The sequence below is a fragment of the Clostridium drakei genome (assembly GCF_000633595.2).
GTDB lineage: Bacteria > Bacillota > Clostridia > Clostridiales > Clostridiaceae > Clostridium_AM > Clostridium_AM drakei.
Window position 1 is genome coordinate 154002 of the sequence record NZ_JIBU02000027.1, and the last position, 24786, is coordinate 178787.

The window sequence follows — 24786 nt, forward strand, 5'->3', positions numbered from 1 at the left end:
AAATTATTATAATTATTATTGTAAAGGTAGATGATTAATATGGCAATTACATCGAAAGGTTCTAAATGGGAAAGAAGCGAATCAAGTTATATAATAATTGCATTTATCCCTCTAATTAACTGGATAGCTTTTTCGTATGTTGGTTTAACAAGTAACACTAAACGGTGGATTTATTGGAGTATATTTTATTCAACTCCATTAATTATGCTAATTTATGTTATTATTTTTTCGTCAAACTTTTTGAATAATTCTCTATTTTTAGATAGATATTGTAATTTAATTCAAATCATGACTATAGTTCATGCGTTTTTGATAAGAAAGGAATATTTAATTAGATTAGAAGCAACTCGAGAAGGAAAAAGATTAACTAAAGATGAAGTAAAAATAATTATGAAAAAAAATAAATTAGTAAATCCATCAAAAATTGAGTATACATCAGAAAATAAAGAACAAGCTGTAGTAAATAAAAATGTTGTTTTTAATAATGATGTAAATAAACCACAATCTGAAAATAAAAATGAGACAATGAGCTCTATAGATATTAATACAGCTTCTGAAAACGAATTAGCTGCCTTACCAGGTATAGGTCTAATACTTGCTAAAAAAGCAGTGAATCATAGAGAAACTAAGGGATATTTTAATTCAGTAGATGAATTTGCAGAAATACTATCTTTAAAACCTCATGTATTACAAAGAGTTAAGCCTTTAATTACAGTGAGTAAAATTGAGAATAAAACAGATGAATCTTCTAATAAAAGCGGAAGAATAGTTGATTTTTAACATTATTAGAAAGGTGGTGCAAAAATGAGTAGTATATCTCAAAGAAAAAAATGGGAAATTATTAATTCTTTATGGATTCTCCCTACTTTTACTTTAGGTTTTTTTAATTGGATAAGCTTTTTCTATATTGGATATAAAGTAAAATGTAAAAAATGGATATTTTGTGGATTAATTTATTCAATACCTTTTATTACAGTCATGACATTTGGGAAAGCAACAACTTTTATTGCAGTTTTAACTCTTATTTTAGGTATAGTGGGTATAGCTCATGCCTTTACAATAAGAACAGAATATCTTATAAGACTTGAAAGCATATATGGTGGTAAAATTTTATCTGATTCACAAGTAAAGGAGATTATAGTTAAGGATAAACTATCAAAAGTAAACTTAGAAGATAATAATGTTTTTCAATCCACTAATGAAAATATTGCTGTAAAACTTAGTTTTAGCTTTGAAGAAGATACAAAGTCTAAAGATAGAGGAGAGAGCCATACAGAAGCAAAACAATTTACTAATGAAAATTTAAGAAGTGAGCCTATAGATATTAATACAGCTTCTGAAAATGAATTATCTACATTACCAGGGATAGGTATAATACTTGCGAAAAAAGCAGTGAATCATAGGGAAGCTAAAGGATATTTTAATTCAGTGGATGAATTTGCAGAAATACTATCTTTAAAACCTCATATATTAGAAAGGGTTAAGCCTTTGATTGTAGTGAGTAAAGTTGAGAATAAAACTGATAAATCTTCTAATAAAAGTGGAAGGATAATTGATTTTTAATAATTTTAGGTATAGATAGTTTTTATGATTACGTATATCTCATTTATAAGTTTGGCATTAGGCTGATTTTAATAACTTAACATACGAGGAGCGATAAGAATGGAGAAAAATACTACATATAAATTTAAAAAGGATTTAACTAGTTTATTAAAGGCTAGATTTCCATATATATATATTCCTACCTGGGAAGAAGACAGAGTTCTATCGGTAATAAAGGGTGTAGCATGTGATAAAGACACAATAAGAACGCCTAGACAGGTATTTACATGGAGTTTAACGTCTGGAATAGTAGGACAATCAGAAAACGTTTCACAGGAAACAAAATCACCAATTAAAGCTTTGGAGTTTATAGAAAAATGTTCAGAAGCATCAGTATTTGTATTAAAGGATTTTCACGTATTTTTTGGAGTTAATGGAAGAGGGCAGGATAATGAAATAGTTAGAAAGATAAGAGACATAGCATCAAGTATAAAGCAAAGCAATAAACCTAAAAACGTAATATTTGTTTCACCAAGTTTAGTATTGCCTATAGATTTGCAAAAAGATATAAGTATATTAGAGTTTAATCTGCCTACTGCTGAGGAGATAAAAACTTTACTAAATGAAATGATACAGGTAAACAGTAGTACAGGAAGAATTAGTATAGATCTAAATGAAGATGAGAAAGAAAAATTAGCAAAAGCCGCATTAGGATTAACTTTTCAAGAAGCAGAAAATTCTTTTGCTCGCGCAATGGCTCAGGATGGAAGATTAGATGCTAGTGATATAGAATTAATTTTAGATGAAAAATGTCAGGTTATTAAGAAGACAGGCATTTTAGAATTTATAAAAAGTAATTTAAAAATTGAAGATGTAGGAGGATTAGAAAATCTAAAGAGATGGCTTATGAAACGTAATAAATCCTGGCTCGATTCTGCACAAAAGTATGGATTACCTGCACCAAAAGGAGTTTTGATAACTGGTGTACCTGGCTGTGGTAAAAGTTTAATTGCAAAATCTATAAGTGCTATGTGGCAGCTTCCTCTTTTGCGCCTTGATATGGGCAGAATCTTTAGTGGCATTGTTGGAAGTAGTGAAGAAAACATGAGAAAAGCTATAAAAACTGCAGAAGCAGTTTCACCTTCTGTACTTTGGATTGATGAAATTGAAAAAGGACTTAGTGGTCAGGATTCTGGGGACAGTGGTACATCAACAAGAATATTTGGAACTTTTTTAACTTGGATGCAGGAAAAAACAGAGCCAGTATTTGTAGTAGCAACTGCAAATAATATAAGTAAGTTACCAGCTGAATTGCTGCGTAAAGGACGTTTTGATGAAATATTTTTTGTAGATCTGCCTACGTTTAATGAAAGAAAAGATATATTCAAAGTTCACATAAAGAAGAGAATAAAAGATGATTTTGTAAAGGGAGATTTTTCTTTAACTGATGAGGTTCTAAGTGAGCTTTCTAAAATAACGGAAGGCTTTGTTGGTTCAGAAATTGAACAAGTAGTAATAGCTGCTTTATTTGAAGCTTATTCTGAAGATAGAAGCATAACTTTTGAGGACTTTGAAAAAACCATAAAAAACATAGTACCTCTTGTTGTAACACAGGCAGAACAAATCAGAGCTATACGTGAATGGGCCAATGTACGTGCAGTAGCAGCAACACCTAAGGAAGATCTTTTCAATTATGAATTAAAAGAAACCAGTAAAGAAAATAACTCAGAAGGAAATTATAATAATCCAGAAGATATTAAATCTAGTAGAGGTGGAAGAGCCATAGATTTTTAAAAATTTTATTAAAATGATAGCATTAGGAGGAATTTTAAATGTCAATATCATTAGCATTAATCCCTTTGGCATTAGCTGTTCGTGGTATTATGGGAAAAGAGCGATTTGAGGAAATGGCTGAAGCTTCACAGGTTAAAGTCAAAACAAATTTTAAAGATGAGGAGGAATTGGTTAGTGTTTTAAGAAAAGCTGGTTTTGATGCAGTTAAGTGGGGAGATATTATAAAAACTGATATTAATGATGAAAAAGAATTTTTCTTTTGGGAGTTTATAGATGGAAAATGGACTGCATCATTTGGAAAGTACAATTCAAAAGAGAGTGTAGCTGAGTTAATTAAAAAAATAGAAAAAACAGCAGGTAGAAAGATATTGGTTACAAATTCCAATGTAAATACAGATTCACTTGAACTTAAATCATATCCAACAAGCTTTAAAGATGAAAATTTATTAATGAAAACTTTGTATGATTATGGAGTTAATTATTCAAAACAAAATTATGGAATTATAAATTGCAGCCTTGGCAGTCACTCTTTTAAACTTATACCTAATAAAGATTCATTTTATATGATACAAATAGAAAATAAAGATGATTTAAAAGATATTTTTATGAATTTGAATAACTTAGATGAAGATTATAGACGTAATGTACAAAATAACACTTACGAAAATTTAAAATCTAAGGTGGAAGAAAAAGGGTATAAAATTGAAAGTGAAGAGATCATGGAAGATAACTCTATTGTTATAACAATTAATATTTAGGAGAAGGTTATTAGTATGAAGCTTAGAATTCACAGGTTTTTACCTGTAACTAATGTGGAAGGTCCAGGAAAAAGAGCTTGTGTTTGGGTACAGGGGTGTTCTAGACATTGTCCTGGCTGTGCAGCACAACCTACATGGAATAAGGATAAAGGAATTGAAATAGATGTAAGGGAGCTTGCTCAAAAAATACTAAATGGTCCCGAAGTTGAAGGTATTACATTTGTAGGTGGAGAACCCTTTGAACAAGCAGAAGCTCTAAGTGAGCTTGCATTACTTTTAAAGAGAAAGAATCTATCAATTGTCACCTTTACAGGATATTCATTAGAGGAATTACAAGAATCTACAAATGATGGTATTAAAGATTTAATTAGTTTAACAGATATTTTAATAGATGGCCCATATTTGCAAGAAAGAAAAGATCTAAGTAGACCTTGGGTAGGTTCTTCTAATCAGAGGTATCATTTTTTAACGGATAGGTATAAGCACATTAAAGACAATATATGTGAAACAAAGAATCAAATTGAAATACGAATGGACTCTATGGGGAAAATATTAATAAATGGGATGGGTGACTTTAATGCTATTAAAGGGTTATTTGAAGTATAAAGATGGTGTCTTCAGGCTTTATTTAGGCTAGGTCAGTTAGAGATAGAGTGTTTAGATTACTATGTTGATAATAATGGGGAAGGTAGAGTTATTGACAAAATACTTAATAGTATATATAGCTAATAATAAGCTTTGATTTTTTATAGTGGTTTGTTTAAGTAGGAATCATAGGTGCATTCCTACTTAAACAATTATATTTTATAGGATTAAATTTCATGGTTTTCTTTCAATAATGGAGTACAGTTGCCTGAATAATATATGTGCAAAATATGAAGAGCTCTGGTACAAGCAGTATATAACAGCAGCCTTTCTTCCTCACAGCAATAATTTTCATCTCCTGCATTATATATAAGAACTACATCAAATTCTAATCCTTTAGCAAGATATGCTGGGATTACCAAGGTATCACTTACATATTCATCATCATCCTTCAATATGGCTTTAACATGAATTCTTTCTTTTAAAAAATTATATACTTCATTTGCTTCTTTTACAGTTCTTGTTATAATACCAATGGATTTATAACCCTTCTCCTTATACACTTTTATATCTTCGATAAATTTTTCTTTTATGGCTTTTTCATCTGAAAAACCAAGGATTAAAGGTTCAGCTCCACTTCTTTCTACACATCCATCAGTAATCTCCTTGCCAAGCAGCTTTCTGGAGAACTTAGTAATTTCTATGGTTGATCTGTAACTTTTACTTAAATTTATTATGCAGGTATTAGCTTTAGGAAATATATGAGATATATTGCTATAATCTCCTACATTCATAAATGGATTGATGGATTGATTAAGGTCACCTAGTATGGTCATATTAGCATGCTTAAAAAGCTGATAAAAGATTTCATATTGCAATGGTGTATAATCTTGTGCTTCGTCAATAATAACATACTTGATTTCTGAGGTTTTGGGAATTCCTTCTAGTGCTCCTTTGAGATATAGAAGAGGAGGTTGATCCTCATAATTAAGCTTTCCAGCCCTCAAATTCTCCAAAGTATAGCTTTTTATTTCACCAATTTCCTTTTCGCTGTATCCAGTATTAAAACTTACAGAAAGATATTCCAATTTCATAAAAAGCTTTTTATAAATATCCATTAAATCAAACTCTGTCATTTTATTGATTTCAGAATATATATCCTTCATTTCATTTTTTACAATAGATATACTACGATTCCTAGCTTCTGTTTTATCTATATAAGAATCTGATTCCTTAAGTTTACTGGTTACCTCTTCAACCAAATCTTTTTCATAAGGCTCCATAAGAAATAATATTCTTTCTCTTATCTTTTGAAGTCTCCTTTTTAGTGGAAGCTGTATATAATCTTTAAAAAACAGTTCTTGCAAATCCTTAGAGGAGATTATTAACTTACCTCTTATAATAATATCTTTAAAATTTCTATCTTCTTTTTCAGTATAGTCTACATATTTTTTTAATATATCTATAAATTGCATGGAAGATTTATATTTTATACTCATTATTCTTTTTTCATACATTGGATCTTCCTTAGCTGCAAGAATATTTTCCATCATTTCACTGTAATCTTCCTTTTTAAAAGCAGATTCTAAGACTTTTTGCATATATTCTTTAAATGTAGTTTGACACATATTGTCTTCTCCAAGCTGAGGCAATACATTGGAAATGTACTCATTAAAAATTTCATTTGGAGAAAATATTATTATATTTTTTGATGCTATTTTATCTCTATGCTTGTATAAGATGTATGCAATTCTATGAAGAGCAATGGAAGTTTTCCCACTTCCAGCAGGTCCTTGAACGATCAAATTTTTATAATCTTCATTACGAATTACTTTATTTTGCTCTCTTTGAATAGTTGTCACTATGTTCTTCATTTTACTATCAGTACTTTTACTCAACATACCTTGAAGTATTTCATCATCAATATTTAGATTACTGTCAAACATATATTCAATTTTACCATTATTGATTTTATACTGTCTTTTTAAAGTAATTTCACCATGAATTTTTCCTTCAGGACATGTATAATTAGCTTTTCCAATTTCATAATCATAGTACATGCTGGAAATGGGTGCTCTCCAATCATATACTAGGAAATCAAAATTGTCATTGATAAGATTGAAGCTTCCAATATAACACTTTTGAGTTTTCTCATCTCCTCTTTCAAGAAAATCCATCCTCCCAAAATAGGGAGATAAAAGTATTTTTTTATATTTTTCTTCAAGTTTTCTCACAAATTCATGCCTTTTTTTCTGTATTTTCATAGTTGTGATGAATTCCATAAATTCTACAACCTGATCCAATCCATTAGTTATGGATAAAGAGCCTACATCCTGCCAAAGCTGCTTTTGTGTTTCAATAGAATCCTTTCTAAATTTTTCTTTAAAATCATGTTTTTCATTAAATTGTTTTTGAGCTTCCTTGAGCACTTCTTGCAGCCATTCATTTTCCAGTTTCCATTCAAAGTTGTTCAATTAATCCCATCCTTTCCTTAATAGCAAATGATTTAGTAAGGTTACCATAAAAAAACATTGACATTGCTTTAAACAAATAGTATAATATAATTGAGAAGATATATTATATATAAAAATACAAGGCCAGTAGAATTATAATATCATTTTTGTTTTGGTATGTCAATAATTATACACCTCTTTTCGTTAACTTTAATTATCAAAAAATCTTGCTCATTATAATGTGAGCTTCTAGCCATAGATTCCATATTTCCAATACAGTAGCTACAATGTAAATTATTGGGCATTTGTTTTATATGCTCTTTAAAAATGCTTAATAAACTAGTATAGAAATTGTTATTAACAAAAATTGTTCCGGTTTTTGTAGAACATCAGAATTCTACAAAGCTTAGAACAATTTTTTGTTGCTAAAGGTTGGTAAATATTAATGAAGATGAGAAAATATACAATACCTTTACAAAATTAGATGCTGATAATTCTAAAATGGATAAAATTTTAGAATTAATGAAGAGAATAGAAAATGAAAAAGTTCAGTAAAATGTGGTGAAGTTCATCACATTTTTATTTTAAAACAACTTTATTTAAGATTTTTTGCCGGGGTAACAAAGTGTTTTGTTGTAAAACAACAATATTAATGGTATATAATTTAAATAGTAATATAAATTTTAGGGGGAGTTGTCTATGCATGAATTAACACAATTAATTAAAGATGATATGAAGCCTGCACTGGGAGTGACAGAACCAGGTGCAATTGCCTTTGCAGTAGCAAAAGCAAGAAGTTATACAAAAGGAAATGTGGTAAAAATAAATGTAGCAATGAACAGTGGCATGTATAAGAATGCCTTTACCTGCGGAATACCAAATAGCAGCCAGGTTGGCAATGTCTTTGCTGCAGCGCTGGGGTATGTAGCAGGAAATGCTGAAAAAGGCCTTGAAGCATTGGAAAATGTAACAAAGAAGGATAACATAGAAGCTGATAAACTGGTAAAGGCTGGTGTTGTCACAGTTGAACTTAAGGGAATTACAAGCAAAATATTTATAGAAGCTGAAGTTATTACCGAAATTGATACAGCTGTTGTTACCATAGAGGATTCACATACAAATATCACAAAGATTACTGTAAATGGAAAAGTAAAAATGGAACAAAAATGTCAAAAAGGAAATGATGATGATGAGTTGTTGAATGAAGTATTTGATATACATAAATATACTCTTCAGCAATTATACGATTATATTACAACTGTTGATATTGAAGAAATAAGTTTTATAAAAGAAGCTTATAAGGTCAATCTGGAATTATATAATGAAGGGTTAAAAAATCCTAGAACAACATTTGCCAGACATCTTCTGAAAAACAATGGAGGAAAGGAAATCTCTAAAGATGAACAGTCTACTGCATCTTTACTGTGCAATGCGGCAATTGAGGCTCGTGTAATTGGCTTAAACAAGCCAGCAATGAGTATTACAGGCTCTGGTGCTCATGGAATTATAGCTACCATGCCTTTGTATGCGGCTTATAAGGTAAATGGTTATACTGAAGAGCAATTGCTTCGTGCTACTGCGTTAAGCTATTTAGTTTGCATGTATATTAAGGAGTATTCTGGAAAACTTTCAGCCTTTTGTGGCTGCGCAATAGCAGCAGGCTCTGGAATGGCATGTGCATTGGTATATTTACGTGGTGGAACTATAGATATGATGACCCATGTGCTTAACAATATGGCTAGTAGTATTACTGGTATGATATGTGATGGTGGAAATCAAGGCTGTACCATGAAAGGAATTGTTGCTGTAGATGCTGCCTATAAAGCTGTAGATTTTGCAATGAATGGCGTATATATTGATGATGTACACGGCATTAATGGTAAAACTCCTGAAGAAACCATGAAAAATATGGGACAAATTGCATCTCCAGGAATGATTGGTACCGAAAAAACTATTGTAGAGATTTTTCAAAATAAAAGGAAAGTTTAGTAATAAATTGCTCCTTAAGTAAAATTAAATTAATAAATATTGTTTAATAAAACTGCAGACAAAATGTGTTTGTCTGCAGTCTGATGACAATTTGTATTAGAAAGTTAGTGCTTTTTATTTATTTAGAATACTTGTTAGCAAAAAATATGATCACTTCTTGTAATTTTAAGTTTAATGCATATAAGCATTTTTTCAAGAACTGAATTATAGGTTATTGCCCAACTTGGAGCTCCTACTGCTACAGGATTTGGATTTAAAAGTTCATCTTTTTCGCCTTCTACAAAAGCATCTAATATTTCTACATTATCAGTTTCTCTTACAGGTTCTGTTGCAGTTACTTCAACATAGGTAGCAAATGGTACTCTTGTTGTAAATTGATATACTGGTCCGTTTACGTCAGTTGTTGTAAAATCTGTTATTGTTTTATAGTTTATATTTTTATCAATATAGCCATCAATAATTACTTTTGCATAGAATTTATCACAATCTTTTTTTCCGTGTAGTGGTACTAGTTTGAAATCTGTAATTACAACCATTTTGTCAGTAGCTATAATACGGAAAAGTGCAGGGCTTGGTGGAGAAATTGTTAGTTCTCGAACTACGAATTCTTGTTTTTCTCCAAATCCAAGGATCCTTGGAACTTGAATTAGTCTTTTTGGATCAGGTGCAGGTTTTGCTACAAAAGGGTTATTTTTAGATACGATTGGATATCTATTATATACCATAATGTCTATCACTCCTTCATAATTCTTGTATTTTTAATAGTATGAAAATAATTCTAAAAATCATCTTCCATCTTTCTTTTGTTTGTCAATACATTATATTCTGTAGGATGTTTTTTGCTACTTATAATGAACGATATTCTATATTCATTAATCATGCAATAATGGAGTGCATATGCCTGAATAATATATGCGTAAAACATGAAGGGTTCTGGTACAAGCGGTATACAGCAGCAGCCTTGTTGAAAACTTAGTGATTTCCATTGTTAATCTGTAACTTTTAGTTAAATTTATTATGCAGGTAGTATCTTTAGTAAATCAAGAATTTAATATAAAAAGTATTATAGTATTTATTTAAAATATAGGAATATCAACACCGGAGATTATTTTAACATTATTTTCATATGCATATTCTGAATAAAGAATTGTATACTTGCTTCTATTAGTTATAAAATAATCTACATTTTTAAATAGTGATCTTTCATTTTCTTTAGCGCTTATATAAGCATTAATACTGCATTTAAAGTTCTCGGATGTTGATAATTCATGTATAAACTGATGGAGTGAATTAGTTAATTCAACATTGTTATTTGAAGATTCTTTATCAATATATAGAATTAATAGGCAATCTTCTTTTGATTTGAATTTTGTTACAAATTCTTTTATTACTCTTTTCCAAATGCCATATGGATCTGTAAAATCCATGAAGAATAGATATGTGTTATCTAATCTTGATATTTGAATATCTTTAATTTTTTTATTGTTATCTACCGCTTCATCATAAAATTTATTGCAAAAAGCAGTAATATCCTGACTTTTAAAGAATTCATTATTTTCTTTGATTTTATCGTCACTCCAATTCCACCATTGAATAGTAAGAAGCTTATCTATTATTTCTTTGCTGAATCTATATTTTATTATCTTTGCAGGATTTCCTCCTACCAGTGCATATGGGGGTACATCTTTAACAACATGGGAGTTAGCAGCTACAACTGCTCCATTATGAATTATTACCCCTGGCATTATAGTTACATTATGTCCTAACCATACATCGTTTTGAATCAATATTTGTCCCTTTTCTTTATAATTACCTTCATAGTCAGGTTCGATATTTTCTTTAAATAACTCTGATACCCCTGTGGTTAAATTGAAATAATTATGCCCCAACCCTACAGTAAAATTTGAACAATGTCCAATTGAAGAGAATTGACCTACATGTAAATTATGAACTGCATATCCTTCAGAAAAGGTAAAGTTTGCTCCAGTGGTAATTAGTCCGTCAGCAAGATAGGAATCCCTCCCAACACATATCAGTGGAAAACTATCTTTATTTTCAACGTTAAAGTAGAACATCTTAGTTTCTCTATTTGTCCAAGCAGGTACTGCCAATTTAACAATCATACTCTTAATTCTCCTTAAAGTTAATTTTTGCATCTATAGTAATAATGTATGTTGTTAATTATGATAAAGTTCATCATATAATTACACGCCTACTCAGGTAAGGGATGTTCTTTTCACGGGTAAACTCCACCTGAGTTTACGAATTACTTGATTGCAGTATCAAATTCGATCATGCATATTTTATCAAATAATTGCTCTTTTGCGAAGGAAATTTCTTTTGATATGACCGAGTACAAGCGTTATCTATTAATATTGTTCATATTCGTTTATAATCAATTAAAAACATTCAAAATTTTATTGACATTATGAATTAAATCGGTTAAAATTAAATAAATCAATCAAAAACGTTTACAAAATGATTGATTTTGAAAGATATATTAAAAATAATTGAATGAGAGTGATGATTATATGTTTGCAGAAGAACGCCAAAAAAAAATATCAGAATTGTTAAAAGAACAAAGTAGTTTAAAAGTAAATGCATTAACAGAAATATTTAATGTTTCTGAATCTACTATAAGAAGAGATTTACAAGAGATGGATGAAAAGGGTCTTTTGACTAGAACTCATGGAGGAGCAGTTAGCTTACAAAGTACTAGTTTTGAACCTTCTTTTAAAGAAAAAGAAATAGAAGGTCACGATGAAAAAGTTATTATAGGAAAAATTGCAGCTTCTATGATAAAAGATGGGGATACAATTTTACTGGATTCAGGAACTACAACTTTAGAAGTAGCAAAACACATAACTGCGCATGGAGTTACGGTTATAACGAATTCCATAGATATATCAGCTGTTCTGGCGAATAATGAAAATATAGACCTTATTGTTACTGGTGGAAGCTTGAGATTTACTACAAGAGCTATGGTTGGCTCTATAACTGAAAATGTATTAAAAAATTTTAGAGTTGACAAAGCCTTCATTGGAACTAATGGTATATCAATAGAAGAAGGTGTCACAACTCCTAATTTTATAGAAGCTCAAACTAAAAAAGTTATGATGAATGTATCAAACAAAGTTATTGTTTTAGCTGATAGTTCTAAATTTAATAAAGTATGTTTTTCCGTTATAAGCCCTATAAGAGCTGTATCTTCCATTATAACAAGTGGAAATTTAAACAAAGAAACTTTAAAAAATTTTGAAGATGCTGGAGTTGAAATAATTTGTACTGAACAGGAGGAATAAATGTGATAATAACAGTAACTTTGAATCCTGCTCTAGATAAAACTATTACATTAAATGGATTAAGTGTTGGAAATGTAAATAGAGCAATTAACACAAGACAAGACATTGGCGGAAAAGGTATAAATGTTTCGAAAGTTTTAAAAAACTTTCATGTAGATTCTTTATGCACAGGTTTTTTAGGTGGTAACCTTGAGAGTGTGTTTATCCAAGATTTAAAAAAAAGGGAATTAAGTAATGAATTTATCCATATTAAAAATGAAACAAGGACAAATATTAAAATAGTGGATAGTTTAAGTAATACAAATACAGATATAAATGAGCCAGGTCCAAATGTTAGTGAATATGAACTTGAAACATTTATAAATAAATTTAAATCCATATGTAATAAAGGAGATATTATAGTTTTATCAGGTGGAGTAAGTCCATCCTTGCCAGATGATATCTATCTACAATTAACAAAAATAGCAAAAGCAAAAGAAGCACTAGTGATTTTAGATGCAAGCGGAAATCTTTTGGAACAAGGTATAAAGGCTTGCCCTGATATTATTAAGCCTAATGATGATGAACTACAAAAATTATTAAAATTAAATGATGACTCTGATGAAAGCATTATAAATGCAGCTAAACAATTAAGCAGCCAGGGAATATTAAAAATTATGATTTCACTTGGAGAAAAAGGCGGATTGTTCGTAACAAAAAATGGGGTATATAAATGCCATGGACTTAAGGTTCCAGTAAAAAGTACTGTAGGTGCTGGAGATTCAATGGTAGCAGCTATAGTTTACAGCTTATTAAACAATTATAGTGATGAAGAAACTTTAAAATTTGCAACAGCCTGTGGTGCAGCTTCTGTAGCACTTGATGGCACTCAGGCTTGTACTTTAGAACAGGTAAAGGAATTATTAATAGATGTTAAATGTGAAATTAAGGAGGAATTTTAAATGGCAACAAAGGATATGTTTTCAAAAAATAGAATGTGTTTTGATTTAAAAGCAACTAATAAAGGTGAAGTCATAAAGGAATTAATAGAAATTTTATATGAGGATGAAAAAATAACTGACAAGGAAAAATTTAGACAAGCTGTTCTAAAAAGAGAAGAAGAATTCTCAACTGGTATAGGTATGGGAATTGCAATACCACATGGGAAAAGTGATACTGTAAAGGAAGCTTCCATAACTTTTGGAAGAAGTAATAAGGGGATAGATTATGAATCTATGGATGATAAGCCAGCCTACCTATATTTTCTTATTTCTGTTCCAGAAGAATCAAGTGACATTCACTTAAGAGCATTAAGCGAAATTTCCAGAAAGCTTATGCACACTGAAATAAGAGAAAAGTTATTTAAAGCTGAGAGTTTTGAAGAATTCATAAAAGTTTTTGAATAAATAATAGAGGAGGAAAAATTATGAAGTTAGTAGCAGTAACATCTTGTCCAACTGGTATAGCTCATACTTATATGGCAGCGGAAGCTCTTCAAATGGCAGCAAAGGAAATGGGACATGAAATAAAGGTTGAAACTCAAGGTTCTGTAGGTGCTGAAAATGTAATTACAGGGCAGGAGTTAAAAGAAGCAGATGCAGTTATAATTGCAGCAGATACGAATGTTGATATGTCAAGATTTGAAGGCAAAGCAATGGTAAAAGTTTCAGTTAAAGATGCAATTAAAGATGCAAAAGGTCTTATAAATAGTGCTTTGGCTGCTAAACCAGCAGAAAGAAAAGCTGATACAAAAATGCCAGTAGTTGAAAAGAAAGAGAAAACAGGTGTGTACAAGCACTTAATGACAGGTGTATCCTTCATGATACCATTTGTTGCAGCTGGTGGTCTTTTAATAGCTTTAGGTTTTGCTCTTGGTGGAATTTATGTTTTTGACTGTCCAGGAACTCTTGCAGAAGCGTTATTTAACACAGGTAAGGGAGTATTTGCTCTTATGCTTCCAGTTCTATCAGGATATATTGCTTATTCAATAGCTGATAGACCAGGTATTGCAGCTGGTTTTGTAGGTGGTTCTCTTGCAAGTGGAGCAATTTATAGTGGACAATTCTTAGCTAATCCGCCAGCAGCTGGCAGCAGTGGATTTTTAGGTGCTTTAATCACAGGTTTCTTAGCAGGTTATATAGTTTTAGGCTTAAAGAAGATTATTAAACTTCCAAAAACATTAGAAGGTTTAATGCCAGTTTTAATATTACCATTATTTTCAGTAGCACTAATTGGTTTAATATACTTATTTATTTTAGGCGGTCCTCTTATAGCTATAAATACGGCTTTACTAGCTTGGTTAAAAGGCTTGGCAGGTGCAAATGCAGCAGTTCTTGGTTTAATTCTTGGATGTATGATGGCATTTGACATGGGTGGTCCAGTTAATAAAGCAGCTTATGTTTTTGGTACAGGTACAATAGTAGCAGGTGGTTCTCCAATAATGGCAGCAGTTATGGTAGCTGGAATGACTCCTCCACTTGGAATAGCTTTAGCTTCAACAGTACTAGCTAAAAAGAAATTTACAGATGCAGAAAGAGAAGCAGGAAAAGCAGCTTGGGCACTTGGATTATCCTTTATAACAGAAGGTGCTATACCATTTGCAGCAGCAGATCCATTAAGAGTAATACCTGCAAACATGGCAGGCTCTGCAGTTGCAGGTGCAATATCAATGATACTGGGTTGTAAACTTGCAGTTCCTCATGGTGGAGCATGGGTTTTAGCAATTCCAAATGTTGTAACAAATCTTGGTGGATACTTAATTGCTTTAATAGCAGGTACTGTGGTAACAGCTGTGATACTTTCAGTAATTAAGAAAAACATTGAATAGATATAAATATTAGTTTTAAGAGCTGCCTTACAATAGAAAGTAAGGCAGCTATATTTACTTATTGTGAGTTTAAATTGACTTAGCTTGGTTATAATATAAGTTTTTTCACATGTACATCCTTTGTTTCTGCTAAATTTATAAACTCAGATCCAACAGAAATTAACGGACATGTTAAATTGTTATAGTCAATTTTTAAAATTGTGCCTACCTTTTTGGTATTCAATAAAACTTTCTCACCAACATAAAAACTGCTAATATTTTCAATGAATACTTTACAAAAGTTGTAATCCAATTTTCCTAAACTTTCACTTTTTATTGTTTCAAGAGCTTCAAAAGGAGATCTTCTTTTTTTATATATTCTGTTGGAGTTTATGGCTTCAAATATATCTGCAATTGCAATAATTTTGGCAAAATTATGTATTCTTTCTTCCTTGAGTTTTAGTGGATAACCTGAACCATCCAATCTTTCATGATGCATTAGTATCCCCTGAAGAACATCTTCAGGAACAGAAGGTATTTTTTTCATAAATTCATATCCAAGTATTGGATGCAGCATTATGTGTTTGAATTCTGATGGAGATAATTTTGTACTTTTATTTAAGGTTGAGCAATCCAATTTGGTTTTTCCAAAATCATGTAATAAAGCTGAATAAGTTAGTAATTCTAGTTCTGATCCACTTAATCCTAACCACTTACCAAGCATAAAAGATAGTATGGACACATTAACAGAATGCCTGTATAAATAATCTCCTCCACTGCCATAAAGAACTATATTTTTCACAACTGGTGCTGGATAATGAAGATCCATCTGTATATCCATTGAAAGTTTCTTTATTTCCTTTATAATGTCATCAGCTTTATAATTTATATTTGTAAATAATTCTCCAAGCACTCTTGTATATGCTTGAAAATACATTTCAACTCCTAAAACATTTTGATTTGATCGTATATTGACATTTTTAGATTTATTATGTACAGGAAGCATAATATCAATGTTTTTATATCTTTCTGGATTAAATATTTTTACATCGTCTTTTATAGAAAAATCCTCCAATAATTTCTTTAATTTTTCTATAAGCCTATCCGTAAGCTTTACATCTGAAGCTATGAAAACCTTATCATTCAATTTAATCTCTTCTGCAACCACCATGCCAGGCTCTAATTTATCTATAGGTACAGCTATTTTACCAGGTATTTTATCCAAATCCAATTTTCTCATCTCCTTCTATACATTACAATATATTAAAATGTTATTCTTATAAGTAAATTGATTACTAAAATGTATAGTATAAAAATTATTATTATACTAACTTTCGTCATTTTTGCTAATATACTGAAGGACATTGTTATAATTTTTTATAAAAAATATGATTTAAAATTTAACATATCCCAAGAAGCTTAAAATACGAAAAGAAAGATTAATATGAAATATAACATTACTGTCTTTTAAGTTAATTTGTAGAGTATCCTGGATCTTTTGAAGACGGTATTTTATGGTATTATAGTGTACATTCATAATAGCTGATGTTTTTTGTATATCATAATTATTTTGAATATAAGTATAAAGGCTGAGGGCATAGAAGGTTCCGTTTTCCTTATCATCATCAATCAATTTCAAAATAGAAGGATCACAGAATTCTTCTATTTTTTCTTTAAAAGAGCAGGCTTCAAACAAATGATAGATAGCATAGTCATTATAAAAATAAAGACTTTCCTTTCTATTTAGCTTGTACCCTAGTTTAGCAGCCTTAATTGACTGCATATGAAATTTAGGAATTTCGACTATATTGTGAAAACATCGGCTGACCCCGACAATAAGTTGATTATCTGATAACAATTGCATAAAAGAATTATGTAAATCGCTATCGATTATTGGTTCATTGGTATTTTTTTTATTAACTAGTGTAACTATATGATCATCATATAAAACTGTATGGTAATGATTAAAAATGCTGTTAATTAATCCTTTCATGTGGTACAGTTTAATTGTTAAATCGGGAACATGACTTTTTATATAAAAATTTAAAATGTAATAATTAGTATATAAGTGACACTTAAATTGAATATCTATTTCTTCAATGGAAATTTGTGAAATCATATCTCCTTTTAGTAGACTTATCATTAACGTTTCAATAGGAGATTCCGGTATAAAAAAACTGTATTTGCTTTTTTCTACTGCTAGTGCTAGAGTGTTACAAATTGTAGGAAGGAGCATTATATCATTCTTAGTGATTTTTTTGTTATATTCTAATATTTTAAGATAAGCAATTACAGTGTTATTTAAACGTATTCTTGAAATAATTTGTTTGTGTTTTAAAGTGCTGGTATTCCACATAATGTCTGAAGTTATGGTGTTTTGTACTGTCAAGTTTAAATTTCGTTGATTTATGTATTTTAAAGGTATATGTCCAGTTGTAATATAATCTTTCCATACAGGCTCATCTATACTATCGTCAAAACCTGAATAATTTATCAAATATAAAAATGAATCTGCTAGAAGCAGTGGATTTCCAAGAAGTTCTTCACAAATGTCTAGAATTTGTTTCACATTTTTCCCATTGTTTAAAGCATGAAACAGTTTTTGAGTACAATTTGTTTCATATTCGCTGTGGAAAAATAAATCTTGAAGTTCATTAAAGATTTTTGTCTTGCTTATACTTTGATTAATTGAAATATAATTTACCATTGGATTATTCTTCAAATACTTAGGTACATGTGAATTAGTAAAAAATAAAAAATTTACAATTTTATTAAAAGAAATATTTGGAGATATTTTCGAAATGTTTACTAAATATATATCTTTTGAATTTAATGATAAAATACTGTTGTTAAGAAACTTACAACATCTTACATAGGAATCACGTTTAATTCTAAAATCAGCGTTATACCTTACCAAATCATTAGCAATTTCACTCATTAGAACTGACATAATTTATCCCTCTCATTGTAAAGAATTCAATTTAATTATAATTCATTGATATGTTTCTAGCAACAGATTGATTGTGAAATTTTGCAAAAACTTGTTAATGTTTTCTAAAAATGTAACATTGAACAAATGTTTAAACTTTGATAGCATTAATACTGAAGAAAAATAAAATACCATAGACTTTTTATCAAAGGAGTTTATGAAAAGGTATAGGGTATCTTAAAATTTTATAATCAAGTAATTCTAAGACTTAGATGTGGAAAGGTATTCATCACAGTAAATTCCACCTGAGTCTAAGAATCACTTGATTAATTTATAAGGGGGTTATTATCATGAAAAGTAATGAGAAATTGTATAATGAGCATCTGGAAAGAATTAAAAAGAATATTGCAATGCAAAAAACGGACAGGACTCCTATTATGCTTCATGCAGGGGCATTTTTACTAAGGTATGCTGGGGGAAAGCTATGTGAATTTGTAACAGATAATGAGGCGGCAGAAGATAAAGTAGTGCATTCATTAAAATCTATAGGTGATATAGATTGTGTAATTACTCCAGTTCGATTACCAACAACAAGTGGGTTGGGTTATCTTTCAGCTGCAAGAGTGCCTGGGCGTGAACTTAAAGATGATGTACAGTGGCAGATAGATGAAATTGGTAAGATGACTGAAGAAGATTATGACACCATCATTGATAAAGGCTGGAATTACTTTTATAAAGACTTTTGTGAAAAAAATCTGAAAAGTGCATATGATGATATGAAATATTATGGAACTATTGCTGATAAAATTGCAAAAAAATATACAGAGGCAGGTTGTGTTATGCTGACAACTGCAGCGACAGGAGGACCATTTACTGTATTTAGTGGAGCGCGTACTATACCTAAATTGATGAGGGATATGCATAGAATGCCTGACAAGGTTAAAGCGGCATTTGATGTATTTATGGTGGATAAGTTAAATGATTTAAGAAAACAAATACGTGAGAAAAAACCACTTGCTGTATTTTTAGGTGGAGGCCGTGGAGCAGGAGACTTTTTATCTATGAAAGATTTTGATTGCTATATGTGGAAGTACATGAAGCAGAATATAGATGTAATTCTTGAGGAAGGATCAAACATTTATTTTCATATGGATTTGGATTGGAGTCGTTTCTTGGATTACTTCCTTTGTGTTCCTAAGGGAAGAGCAATTTTCCATCCTGACAGTTCAACTGATATATTTAAAGCTAAGGAAGTCCTTGGTGGGCGTATGGCTTTTATGGGAGATGTTTCACCATCGCTTCTATCATTGGGAACACCAGAAGAAGTATACGATTACAGTAAAAAACTTGTAGATGAATTCTCACCACAGGGATTCTTTATGGCTGCAGGCTGTTGTGTTCCTCCTAATTCAAAACCTGAAAATGTTAAAGCCATGATTGCAGCTGCAATGGGCAAATAATAATGAAAGGGAATCTATATAAAAGGAGATGAAGAGAATATGGGTGAAAAGAAATATGGCTTGACAGTAAAAATTGCTGTATTAACTTTAGCTGCTATGTTATATACAACAAGTATGACTACACCAGCACTTGGCGAAATAGCAAGAGCATTTCCTAATGTAAGTCCAACTGTGGTTAAGCAGATTTCAACTATACCATCTTTAATGATGATTATATTTTCTTTGGTGCCGGGACAGTTGGAACGTTTTATATCCAAGAAGTCGGTAATATATTTAGCACTTATACTATCATTTATGGGAATCTTACCTGCTTTCTTTGGAGGTATGACTTTAATATTGGTCAGTAGAATTTTATTTGGTGCTGGTCATGGAATGTTATTTCCTTATGCTGCATCTATGATAGCTTATTTATTTGAAGGCGAAGAAAGAAATGCATTAATGGGATATAAGACTTCTGTAGGAGCAGTTTCTGGTATAGTATTCCAGATGCTTGGCGGTATTTTGGCTATGTACAGTTGGAGATATGCTTTTCTTGGATTTCTGCTTATAATACCATCATGTTTAATGATAATGTTTATGCTACCTGAACCAGAAAAAAAATCAAATGCAGCTGAAAAAATAGTCTCAAAAGAAAAAGTATCTATGAATACTTATATAATTGCTGTATTAAATATGCTGTTAAATGTTCTGACATTTTCCTTTATGACCAATGTATCTATAGTAATGGTATCAGGTAAGGTAGGAAATGCTGCTCAAGCTGGTTTTGTACTTACATTATTTACTGTTGGTTCTTTTATTGCATCTATGATGTATGGCAGAATTATATCAAAAATATTTAAAAAGTTTACTATTGTTCTTGCAGTTGGATTGTATGGATTATCATTTCTTTTGCTAGTAAGTGTAAACACATATTCAATGTTTTGTGTAGCTGGTATTATTTATGGGCTTGGGTTTGGAACTTTTAATCCAGAAATTGTTATTAAGGTAATTAAAAGCTCATCAGCACCTGCAGCAATTTCAACGGGTATTCTTTTTGCACTACAAGGGTTGGGACAATTTTTATCACCATTTGTTTTAACAGCTATTACTAAATTGCTTAGAATTAGCAGTATAAAGGCAGCATGGAATGTTTCAGCAGTATGTGTTTTAGGTGCTGCTATAATTCTATGCTTAGTATTGGCTTTTAGAAAATCAGAGAAACCGCCATTTACTGAAGCAAAATAATGAATAAGATCATCATAGTTTGCAACAAAGCACAGCAGAGTATTGATTTCTGTAAGGAATAATTAAGCATGAAACATCTATATATTTTGATGTACAAAGTCAATTAAAAGTGATATCTTTTGCTATGATTTTGGCAATAAAAACCTATACTTTAACAAGAGTTTTAGTATAGGTTTTATATTTATTTGGTTGTACATTATAAAATTTGAACTTTTTATACAGAAAATATATAATAAAACTACATAGGAATTTTATGGTTGCAAATTATTATTTTACTAAATTTGTAATATCTTTTGATGGATTACATTTTAATAAACAGAAAGGAAAGTACATAATTATGGAAAATTTAATTACTCTTGAAAATGTTAGTAAAACTTATGGGAATAAATGTGTACTGGATAATATAAATTTAAAAATTGTAAGAGGTCAAAATTTAGCTATCATAGGGGATAATGGTACAGGAAAAAGTACATTACTAAGAATAATAGCAGGTTTAAGCAGTTTATCTAGTGGTAAAAGAATTTTGTGCACTAATGGCGATAAACTTAAAATTGGGTATGTTCCAGATCGTTTTCCTAAACTTAATTTTACTCCATATGAATATATTTACTATATGGCAAAGATAGAAGGATTTTCTCAAACCTATATAGATAAATGCTCAAGTGAATTGTTTCAAACCTTTAATATTAATTTAATGAAGGATACTTGGATAAAATACCTATCCAAAGGTACAATTCAAAAAGTTGCTGTTATACAAGCCTTTATGTCTAAACCTGACATATTACTATTAGATGAGCCCCTTTCAGGACAGGACAATAAGTCACAAAAAAAGTTTATTGATATATTACAAAAATTTAAAACAGAGGAAAGCTGTATTGTATTAGCATGCCATGAAATGAATTTGGTTGATAAGCTCACAGATGAAGTTATAACGATTGAAGATGGTAAAATTATAAGTAATATACATAATAAAGATAATGATTATGGGAATATGTTGATACGTTTTAAAGTATGCGAAGGATTTGATGCCAGTATGATAAAAAAGTTTAATGGGTTATTAAATATAGTAGAAAATGGACAATTAGTCAGTGTTTTAATAAATAAGCACTATAGTGATATTGCTATATCTAAATTATTGCAAATGGGCTGTAGTATTGCTTCAGTGAATGAAGATAATCTATAGGTTAGAAGGGATAAGTTAATTATGAATGCTTTTAAATATTTAATGGTGTACTTTTTTAAAGATTACAAAAGATCTTACAAATATATTGCTCCTTTATTGGTGTACGTTGTTGTAATTTCAGCCATGTACTCTAATAAGCCTGCCTATGTAATGAGTTCGTATGCAGTTACATGCATATTTATATATGCAATTTCTGCATGGCTATCCTTTGGATTTATTGATAACGAATATCTTGTACAGCAGCAATTAACTATTTTACATGTTAAAAGTGAAAATATTTATTATTTATGTAAAATATTATTCATGTGGATCTTTATTATAATTTTAGACGTATTTGCAGTTTATTATCCAATTTTAAATGGTGCTTTTATTAGAAAAGTTGTTATATCAGATATTATAATTGCATTAATTAGTCATGCAATTGTTGGATTCCTTGGAGTTACTGTTGGAAGTTTATTTAGTTCTAGGTTAGTTAAAGATAGAAAAATGGCAATATTATTTTTAAATCTACTTATTATTGTTTCAACTATGGAAAAACCTATTGTTCAATCATTTCCATTCTTAAAATGGATAGGTGTGATATTGCCACCTACATATCTGATCATAGATAAAATTGGTTCAATAGATTATATAAATATAGGAAATATATTTAATATAATAGTTGCTCTTGCAATAGCGTTAATTTATGCGATGATTTTGATAATACTATTTATAAAATGCATGAAGAAAAAATTGTTTTAGTTTATCATTAACCAATTAAAAAATTTTTTTATGGAGGTACTTATTATGAAAAAAAGTAAGATTATTATTAGGTGTTTTACAATATTTATAATTACTTTATCTTTATTTTTTATATCATCCAATAGGTCAATCGTCTACGCATTTAATTGCTACACAATAAGTTTTTCAGATTTTAAAGAGATATCTAAAAATGTTTATGTAGAACCTGATACTTCTGATGGAGAAACAAGCAATATATTGAATACTATTTCTAAATCTAAAGATACTGTGGCTCAGTTGTATGGAAATTTTAATGCTAAACCTGTTTTTATAATTAGCAAAGATCAATCAACGCTAAAAAAATATGGAGTTGAAAATAAAACAGGGGCCACACAAAAAACTATATTTGGTAGTTATATAGTTTTAGGACCAAATGGTTTAAATACTAATGTAATTTCTCACGAACTTACTCATAGTGAATTAGCATACAGAATTAATAAAAGCAAAATCACAAAAGTTCCTGTGTGGTTTGATGAAGGAATGGCAATGCAAGTAGACAATAGGACTCAATATTCTGAAGAACAATGGGTAAAGAAAACTTCAAATGGTGCGAAGGTAACTAATATGAAAAATTTAGATTCATATGCACAATTTTATGCAAGTGATTTAAATATAAGAGTGTTAAATTATACATTAGCAAAACATGAGGTACATAGATGGTTATCTGCTGTAGGACAAAAAGGCTTATCAAAATTAATAGAAGATGTTAATAATGGCTGTGATTTTTACAAGTCTTATAACAACATTGAAGCAGGAAAATAGACAAATAAATACTAAACTCAAATGATTCATAGTAATGCTGTATTGCTAAATTTTAATAATGAAAAGTTCAATTCAAGAGATATAAACGATGTGATATAATGAAATAATGATTTTTATATGAGGAGAAAAAGCTATGAAAGTTATATTTGAATTTAAAGATACAACTGGAAAAACACTCACAGATAACTCAATGGAAAAGGAATTAACTAATGATGAAATACTTGTAATATTAAATAGTAAGGAAGTAGATTATCCAGTTAATAATGGATTTTTGTTTACTGTTAAACATTGTATAGTTGAAAATTCTACATATGATATGTTTACAGAGCCATATAAGCTAAAAATAACTCTTATAGAAAAGTAGGAAACAAATTAATTCATGTTATATTTAGCATGAATTAATTTGTTTTTTGTACATTGATATTATTTAAGTATATCCTTAAGTTCCATTAAATTATAAATTTCATAAGTAGGTTTAAATTTTGTTGTATTTGCAATTTTATTTGAGTTAAGCCAGCAGGTGTCAATACCTGAATTTATACCACCCTGTATATCAGAAGTTAAGCTATCACCTACCATTAATACCTTGCTTTTGTCAGTATGCTTTAGGTTATTTAAAGCAAGTTCAAATATTTTAGAATCTGGCTTGGACACCCCTACTTCTTCAGATATAACTATATCCTGAAAATATTTTGCTATAATGGATTTTCTTATTCTTTTGTTTTGCACATCTGTAAGACCATTAGTTACTATACTAAGCTTATAGCTTTTATGCAAACTTTCTATAAGAGGTATGCTGTCATCATATAAAAAAGATGCATTAGCTAAATGCTTCATATATGATCTGGCAAATTTAACTTCATCAAATTCAAGATTCAATTTATCAGATAACCTCTTAAATCTTTCTACCTTTAATTTTTCTTGAGTAATTAATCTTTTCTCAAATTCCTTCCAAATAGCTTTATTTATATCACTGTATATTTTTAAATGATAATTTTCATCATATTCAATATTAAATTCCAGTATGGCATTTTTAAAAGCATCTCTTTCAGATTTTTTAAAATCAAATAAAGTTTCATCTGCATCAAATATTATTATTTCGTATTTCATTATTTATTAATCCTCCAATTACTTAGTTTTTATATGATTACTACCATTGCTCAGATAAGAGATACTCCTTACAAGTAAACTTCACCTGAGTCTAAGAATTACTTTATAATTGTAACATATATTAAAGTAC

21 protein-coding genes and 1 pseudogene are annotated in these 24786 nt (G+C 29.8%); 16 read left to right on the plus strand and 6 right to left on the minus strand.

The genetic code is table 11. From position 1 onward, the window contains the following. The first annotated feature begins 39 nt into the window (after positions 1 to 39). The 5 genes from EG57_RS25525 to EG57_RS0215400 all read left to right on the plus strand — a co-directional run bounded on the left by EG57_RS25525 (position 40) and on the right by EG57_RS0215400 (position 4700). Positions 40 to 780, plus strand: a complete 741-nt coding sequence (locus EG57_RS25525; RefSeq protein WP_052037950.1) for a ComEA family DNA-binding protein — start codon at positions 40 to 42, stop codon at positions 778 to 780. A 24-nt stretch (positions 781 to 804) separates the two neighbouring features. After that, complete coding sequence (locus EG57_RS25530; RefSeq protein ID WP_052037952.1) at positions 805 to 1563, plus strand: ComEA family DNA-binding protein; 759 nt, start codon at positions 805 to 807, stop codon at positions 1561 to 1563. 99 nt (positions 1564 to 1662) lie between these two features. Beyond that, entirely contained in the window at positions 1663 to 3336 is a 1674-nt protein-coding gene (locus tag EG57_RS0215390; protein ID WP_341350120.1) for an AAA family ATPase, read from the plus strand. Positions 3337 to 3374: 38 nt separating this feature from the next. Beyond that, complete coding sequence (locus EG57_RS0215395; RefSeq protein WP_032078063.1) at positions 3375 to 4094, plus strand: hypothetical protein; 720 nt, start codon at positions 3375 to 3377, stop codon at positions 4092 to 4094. 15 nt (positions 4095 to 4109) lie between these two features. Next, a complete protein-coding gene (locus EG57_RS0215400) occupies positions 4110 to 4700 on the plus strand; it encodes a 4Fe-4S single cluster domain-containing protein (protein WP_032078064.1) in 591 nt (196 codons plus the stop codon). 206 nt (positions 4701 to 4906) lie between these two features. On the opposite strand, the gene helD is transcribed toward EG57_RS0215400, so the two are convergent. Then, positions 4907 to 7153, minus strand: a complete 2247-nt coding sequence (gene helD / locus EG57_RS0215405; RefSeq protein ID WP_032078065.1) for an RNA polymerase recycling motor HelD — start codon at positions 7151 to 7153, stop codon at positions 4907 to 4909. 678 nt (positions 7154 to 7831) lie between these two features. On the opposite strand from helD, the gene EG57_RS0215410 reads away from it, so the two are divergent. Then, on the plus strand, positions 7832 to 9121 hold the full coding sequence (locus EG57_RS0215410) for an L-cysteine desulfidase family protein (RefSeq protein WP_032078066.1): 1290 nt from the start codon (positions 7832 to 7834) through the stop codon (positions 9119 to 9121). Positions 9122 to 9255: 134 nt separating this feature from the next. On the opposite strand, the gene EG57_RS0215415 is transcribed toward EG57_RS0215410, so the two are convergent. Together EG57_RS0215415 and EG57_RS27480 are read right to left on the minus strand one after the other, a co-directional pair. Beyond that, positions 9256 to 9846, minus strand: coding sequence for an SPOCS domain-containing protein (locus EG57_RS0215415; protein ID WP_032078067.1), 591 nt, complete (start codon positions 9844 to 9846; stop codon positions 9256 to 9258). 828 nt (positions 9847 to 10674) lie between these two features. Further along, a pseudogene (locus tag EG57_RS27480) lies at positions 10675 to 10920 on the minus strand (CatB-related O-acetyltransferase); the annotation flags it as partial. Positions 10921 to 11652: 732 nt separating this feature from the next. Between EG57_RS27480 and EG57_RS0215425 the strand changes: the two are divergent. Genes EG57_RS0215425 through EG57_RS0215440 form a run of 4 tightly spaced genes read left to right on the plus strand, consistent with a single transcriptional unit; the run spans position 11653 to position 15229 of the window. Continuing rightward, complete coding sequence (locus EG57_RS0215425; RefSeq protein ID WP_032078068.1) at positions 11653 to 12423, plus strand: DeoR/GlpR family DNA-binding transcription regulator; 771 nt, start codon at positions 11653 to 11655, stop codon at positions 12421 to 12423. A gap of 2 nt (positions 12424 to 12425) precedes the next feature. Beyond that, on the plus strand, positions 12426 to 13364 hold the full coding sequence (gene pfkB, locus EG57_RS0215430) for a 1-phosphofructokinase (RefSeq protein ID WP_032078069.1): 939 nt from the start codon (positions 12426 to 12428) through the stop codon (positions 13362 to 13364). After that, a complete protein-coding gene (locus tag EG57_RS0215435; RefSeq protein ID WP_032078070.1) occupies positions 13365 to 13808 on the plus strand; it encodes a PTS sugar transporter subunit IIA in 444 nt (147 codons plus the stop codon). 20 nt (positions 13809 to 13828) lie between these two features. Then, a complete protein-coding gene (locus EG57_RS0215440; protein ID WP_032078071.1) occupies positions 13829 to 15229 on the plus strand; it encodes a PTS fructose transporter subunit IIC in 1401 nt (466 codons plus the stop codon). 88 nt (positions 15230 to 15317) lie between these two features. Here EG57_RS0215440 and EG57_RS0215445 read toward each other — a convergent pair whose 3' ends face one another. After that, a complete protein-coding gene (locus tag EG57_RS0215445; protein WP_032078072.1) occupies positions 15318 to 16439 on the minus strand; it encodes an HD-GYP domain-containing protein in 1122 nt (373 codons plus the stop codon). Positions 16440 to 16601: 162 nt separating this feature from the next. Further along, positions 16602 to 18158: a PucR family transcriptional regulator gene (locus EG57_RS0215450; RefSeq protein WP_032078073.1), complete on the minus strand. Its 1557-nt coding sequence runs from the start codon at positions 18156 to 18158 to the stop codon at positions 16602 to 16604. Between the two features lie 329 nt (positions 18159 to 18487). Between EG57_RS0215450 and EG57_RS0215455 the strand changes: the two genes are divergently transcribed. The 6 genes from EG57_RS0215455 (at position 18488) to EG57_RS0215480 (ending at position 23910) form a co-directional block, all read left to right on the plus strand. Continuing rightward, on the plus strand, positions 18488 to 19597 hold the full coding sequence (locus tag EG57_RS0215455) for a uroporphyrinogen decarboxylase family protein (RefSeq protein WP_032078074.1): 1110 nt from the start codon (positions 18488 to 18490) through the stop codon (positions 19595 to 19597). 39 nt (positions 19598 to 19636) lie between these two features. Continuing rightward, a complete protein-coding gene (locus EG57_RS0215460) occupies positions 19637 to 20821 on the plus strand; it encodes an MFS transporter (protein ID WP_032078075.1) in 1185 nt (394 codons plus the stop codon). 337 nt (positions 20822 to 21158) lie between these two features. Then, a complete protein-coding gene (locus tag EG57_RS0215465; protein ID WP_161782717.1) occupies positions 21159 to 22004 on the plus strand; it encodes an ATP-binding cassette domain-containing protein in 846 nt (281 codons plus the stop codon). A gap of 21 nt (positions 22005 to 22025) precedes the next feature. Beyond that, positions 22026 to 22745 carry a hypothetical protein gene (locus tag EG57_RS0215470; protein ID WP_032078076.1) on the plus strand — a complete coding sequence of 240 codons (720 nt, stop codon included), beginning with the start codon at positions 22026 to 22028 and terminating at the stop codon, positions 22743 to 22745. Positions 22746 to 22790: 45 nt separating this feature from the next. Continuing rightward, the gene (locus EG57_RS0215475; protein ID WP_032078077.1) at positions 22791 to 23546 is read left to right on the plus strand and encodes a hypothetical protein; all 756 of its coding nucleotides are present in this window, start codon (positions 22791 to 22793) and stop codon (positions 23544 to 23546) included. A 133-nt stretch (positions 23547 to 23679) separates the two neighbouring features. Continuing rightward, positions 23680 to 23910 carry a hypothetical protein gene (locus EG57_RS0215480; protein WP_032078078.1) on the plus strand — a complete coding sequence of 77 codons (231 nt, stop codon included), beginning with the start codon at positions 23680 to 23682 and terminating at the stop codon, positions 23908 to 23910. 59 nt (positions 23911 to 23969) lie between these two features. Here the strand turns inward: EG57_RS0215480 and EG57_RS0215485 are convergent, their stop codons facing one another. Further along, complete coding sequence (locus tag EG57_RS0215485) at positions 23970 to 24656, minus strand: YjjG family noncanonical pyrimidine nucleotidase (protein ID WP_032078079.1); 687 nt, start codon at positions 24654 to 24656, stop codon at positions 23970 to 23972. Positions 24657 to 24786 lie beyond the last annotated feature (130 nt).

Coding starts and splice junctions, on each gene's coding strand:
- EG57_RS25525 (WP_052037950.1), top strand. CDS start 40: ATGGCAATTACATCGAAAGGTTCTAAATGGGAAAGAAGCGAATCAAGT.
- EG57_RS25530 (WP_052037952.1), top strand. CDS start 805: ATGAGTAGTATATCTCAAAGAAAAAAATGGGAAATTATTAATTCTTTA.
- EG57_RS0215390 (WP_341350120.1), top strand. CDS start 1,663: ATGGAGAAAAATACTACATATAAATTTAAAAAGGATTTAACTAGTTTA.
- EG57_RS0215395 (WP_032078063.1), top strand. CDS start 3,375: ATGTCAATATCATTAGCATTAATCCCTTTGGCATTAGCTGTTCGTGGT.
- EG57_RS0215400 (WP_032078064.1), top strand. CDS start 4,110: ATGAAGCTTAGAATTCACAGGTTTTTACCTGTAACTAATGTGGAAGGT.
- EG57_RS0215410 (WP_032078066.1), top strand. CDS start 7,832: ATGCATGAATTAACACAATTAATTAAAGATGATATGAAGCCTGCACTG.
- EG57_RS0215415 (WP_032078067.1), bottom strand. CDS start 9,846: ATGGTATATAATAGATATCCAATCGTATCTAAAAATAACCCTTTTGTA.
- EG57_RS0215425 (WP_032078068.1), top strand. CDS start 11,653: ATGTTTGCAGAAGAACGCCAAAAAAAAATATCAGAATTGTTAAAAGAA.
- EG57_RS0215435 (WP_032078070.1), top strand. CDS start 13,365: ATGGCAACAAAGGATATGTTTTCAAAAAATAGAATGTGTTTTGATTTA.
- EG57_RS0215440 (WP_032078071.1), top strand. CDS start 13,829: ATGAAGTTAGTAGCAGTAACATCTTGTCCAACTGGTATAGCTCATACT.
- EG57_RS0215450 (WP_032078073.1), bottom strand. CDS start 18,158: ATGTCAGTTCTAATGAGTGAAATTGCTAATGATTTGGTAAGGTATAAC.
- EG57_RS0215455 (WP_032078074.1), top strand. CDS start 18,488: ATGAAAAGTAATGAGAAATTGTATAATGAGCATCTGGAAAGAATTAAA.
- EG57_RS0215460 (WP_032078075.1), top strand. CDS start 19,637: ATGGGTGAAAAGAAATATGGCTTGACAGTAAAAATTGCTGTATTAACT.
- EG57_RS0215465 (WP_161782717.1), top strand. CDS start 21,159: ATGGAAAATTTAATTACTCTTGAAAATGTTAGTAAAACTTATGGGAAT.
- EG57_RS0215470 (WP_032078076.1), top strand. CDS start 22,026: ATGAATGCTTTTAAATATTTAATGGTGTACTTTTTTAAAGATTACAAA.
- EG57_RS0215475 (WP_032078077.1), top strand. CDS start 22,791: ATGAAAAAAAGTAAGATTATTATTAGGTGTTTTACAATATTTATAATT.
- EG57_RS0215480 (WP_032078078.1), top strand. CDS start 23,680: ATGAAAGTTATATTTGAATTTAAAGATACAACTGGAAAAACACTCACA.
- EG57_RS0215485 (WP_032078079.1), bottom strand. CDS start 24,656: ATGAAATACGAAATAATAATATTTGATGCAGATGAAACTTTATTTGAT.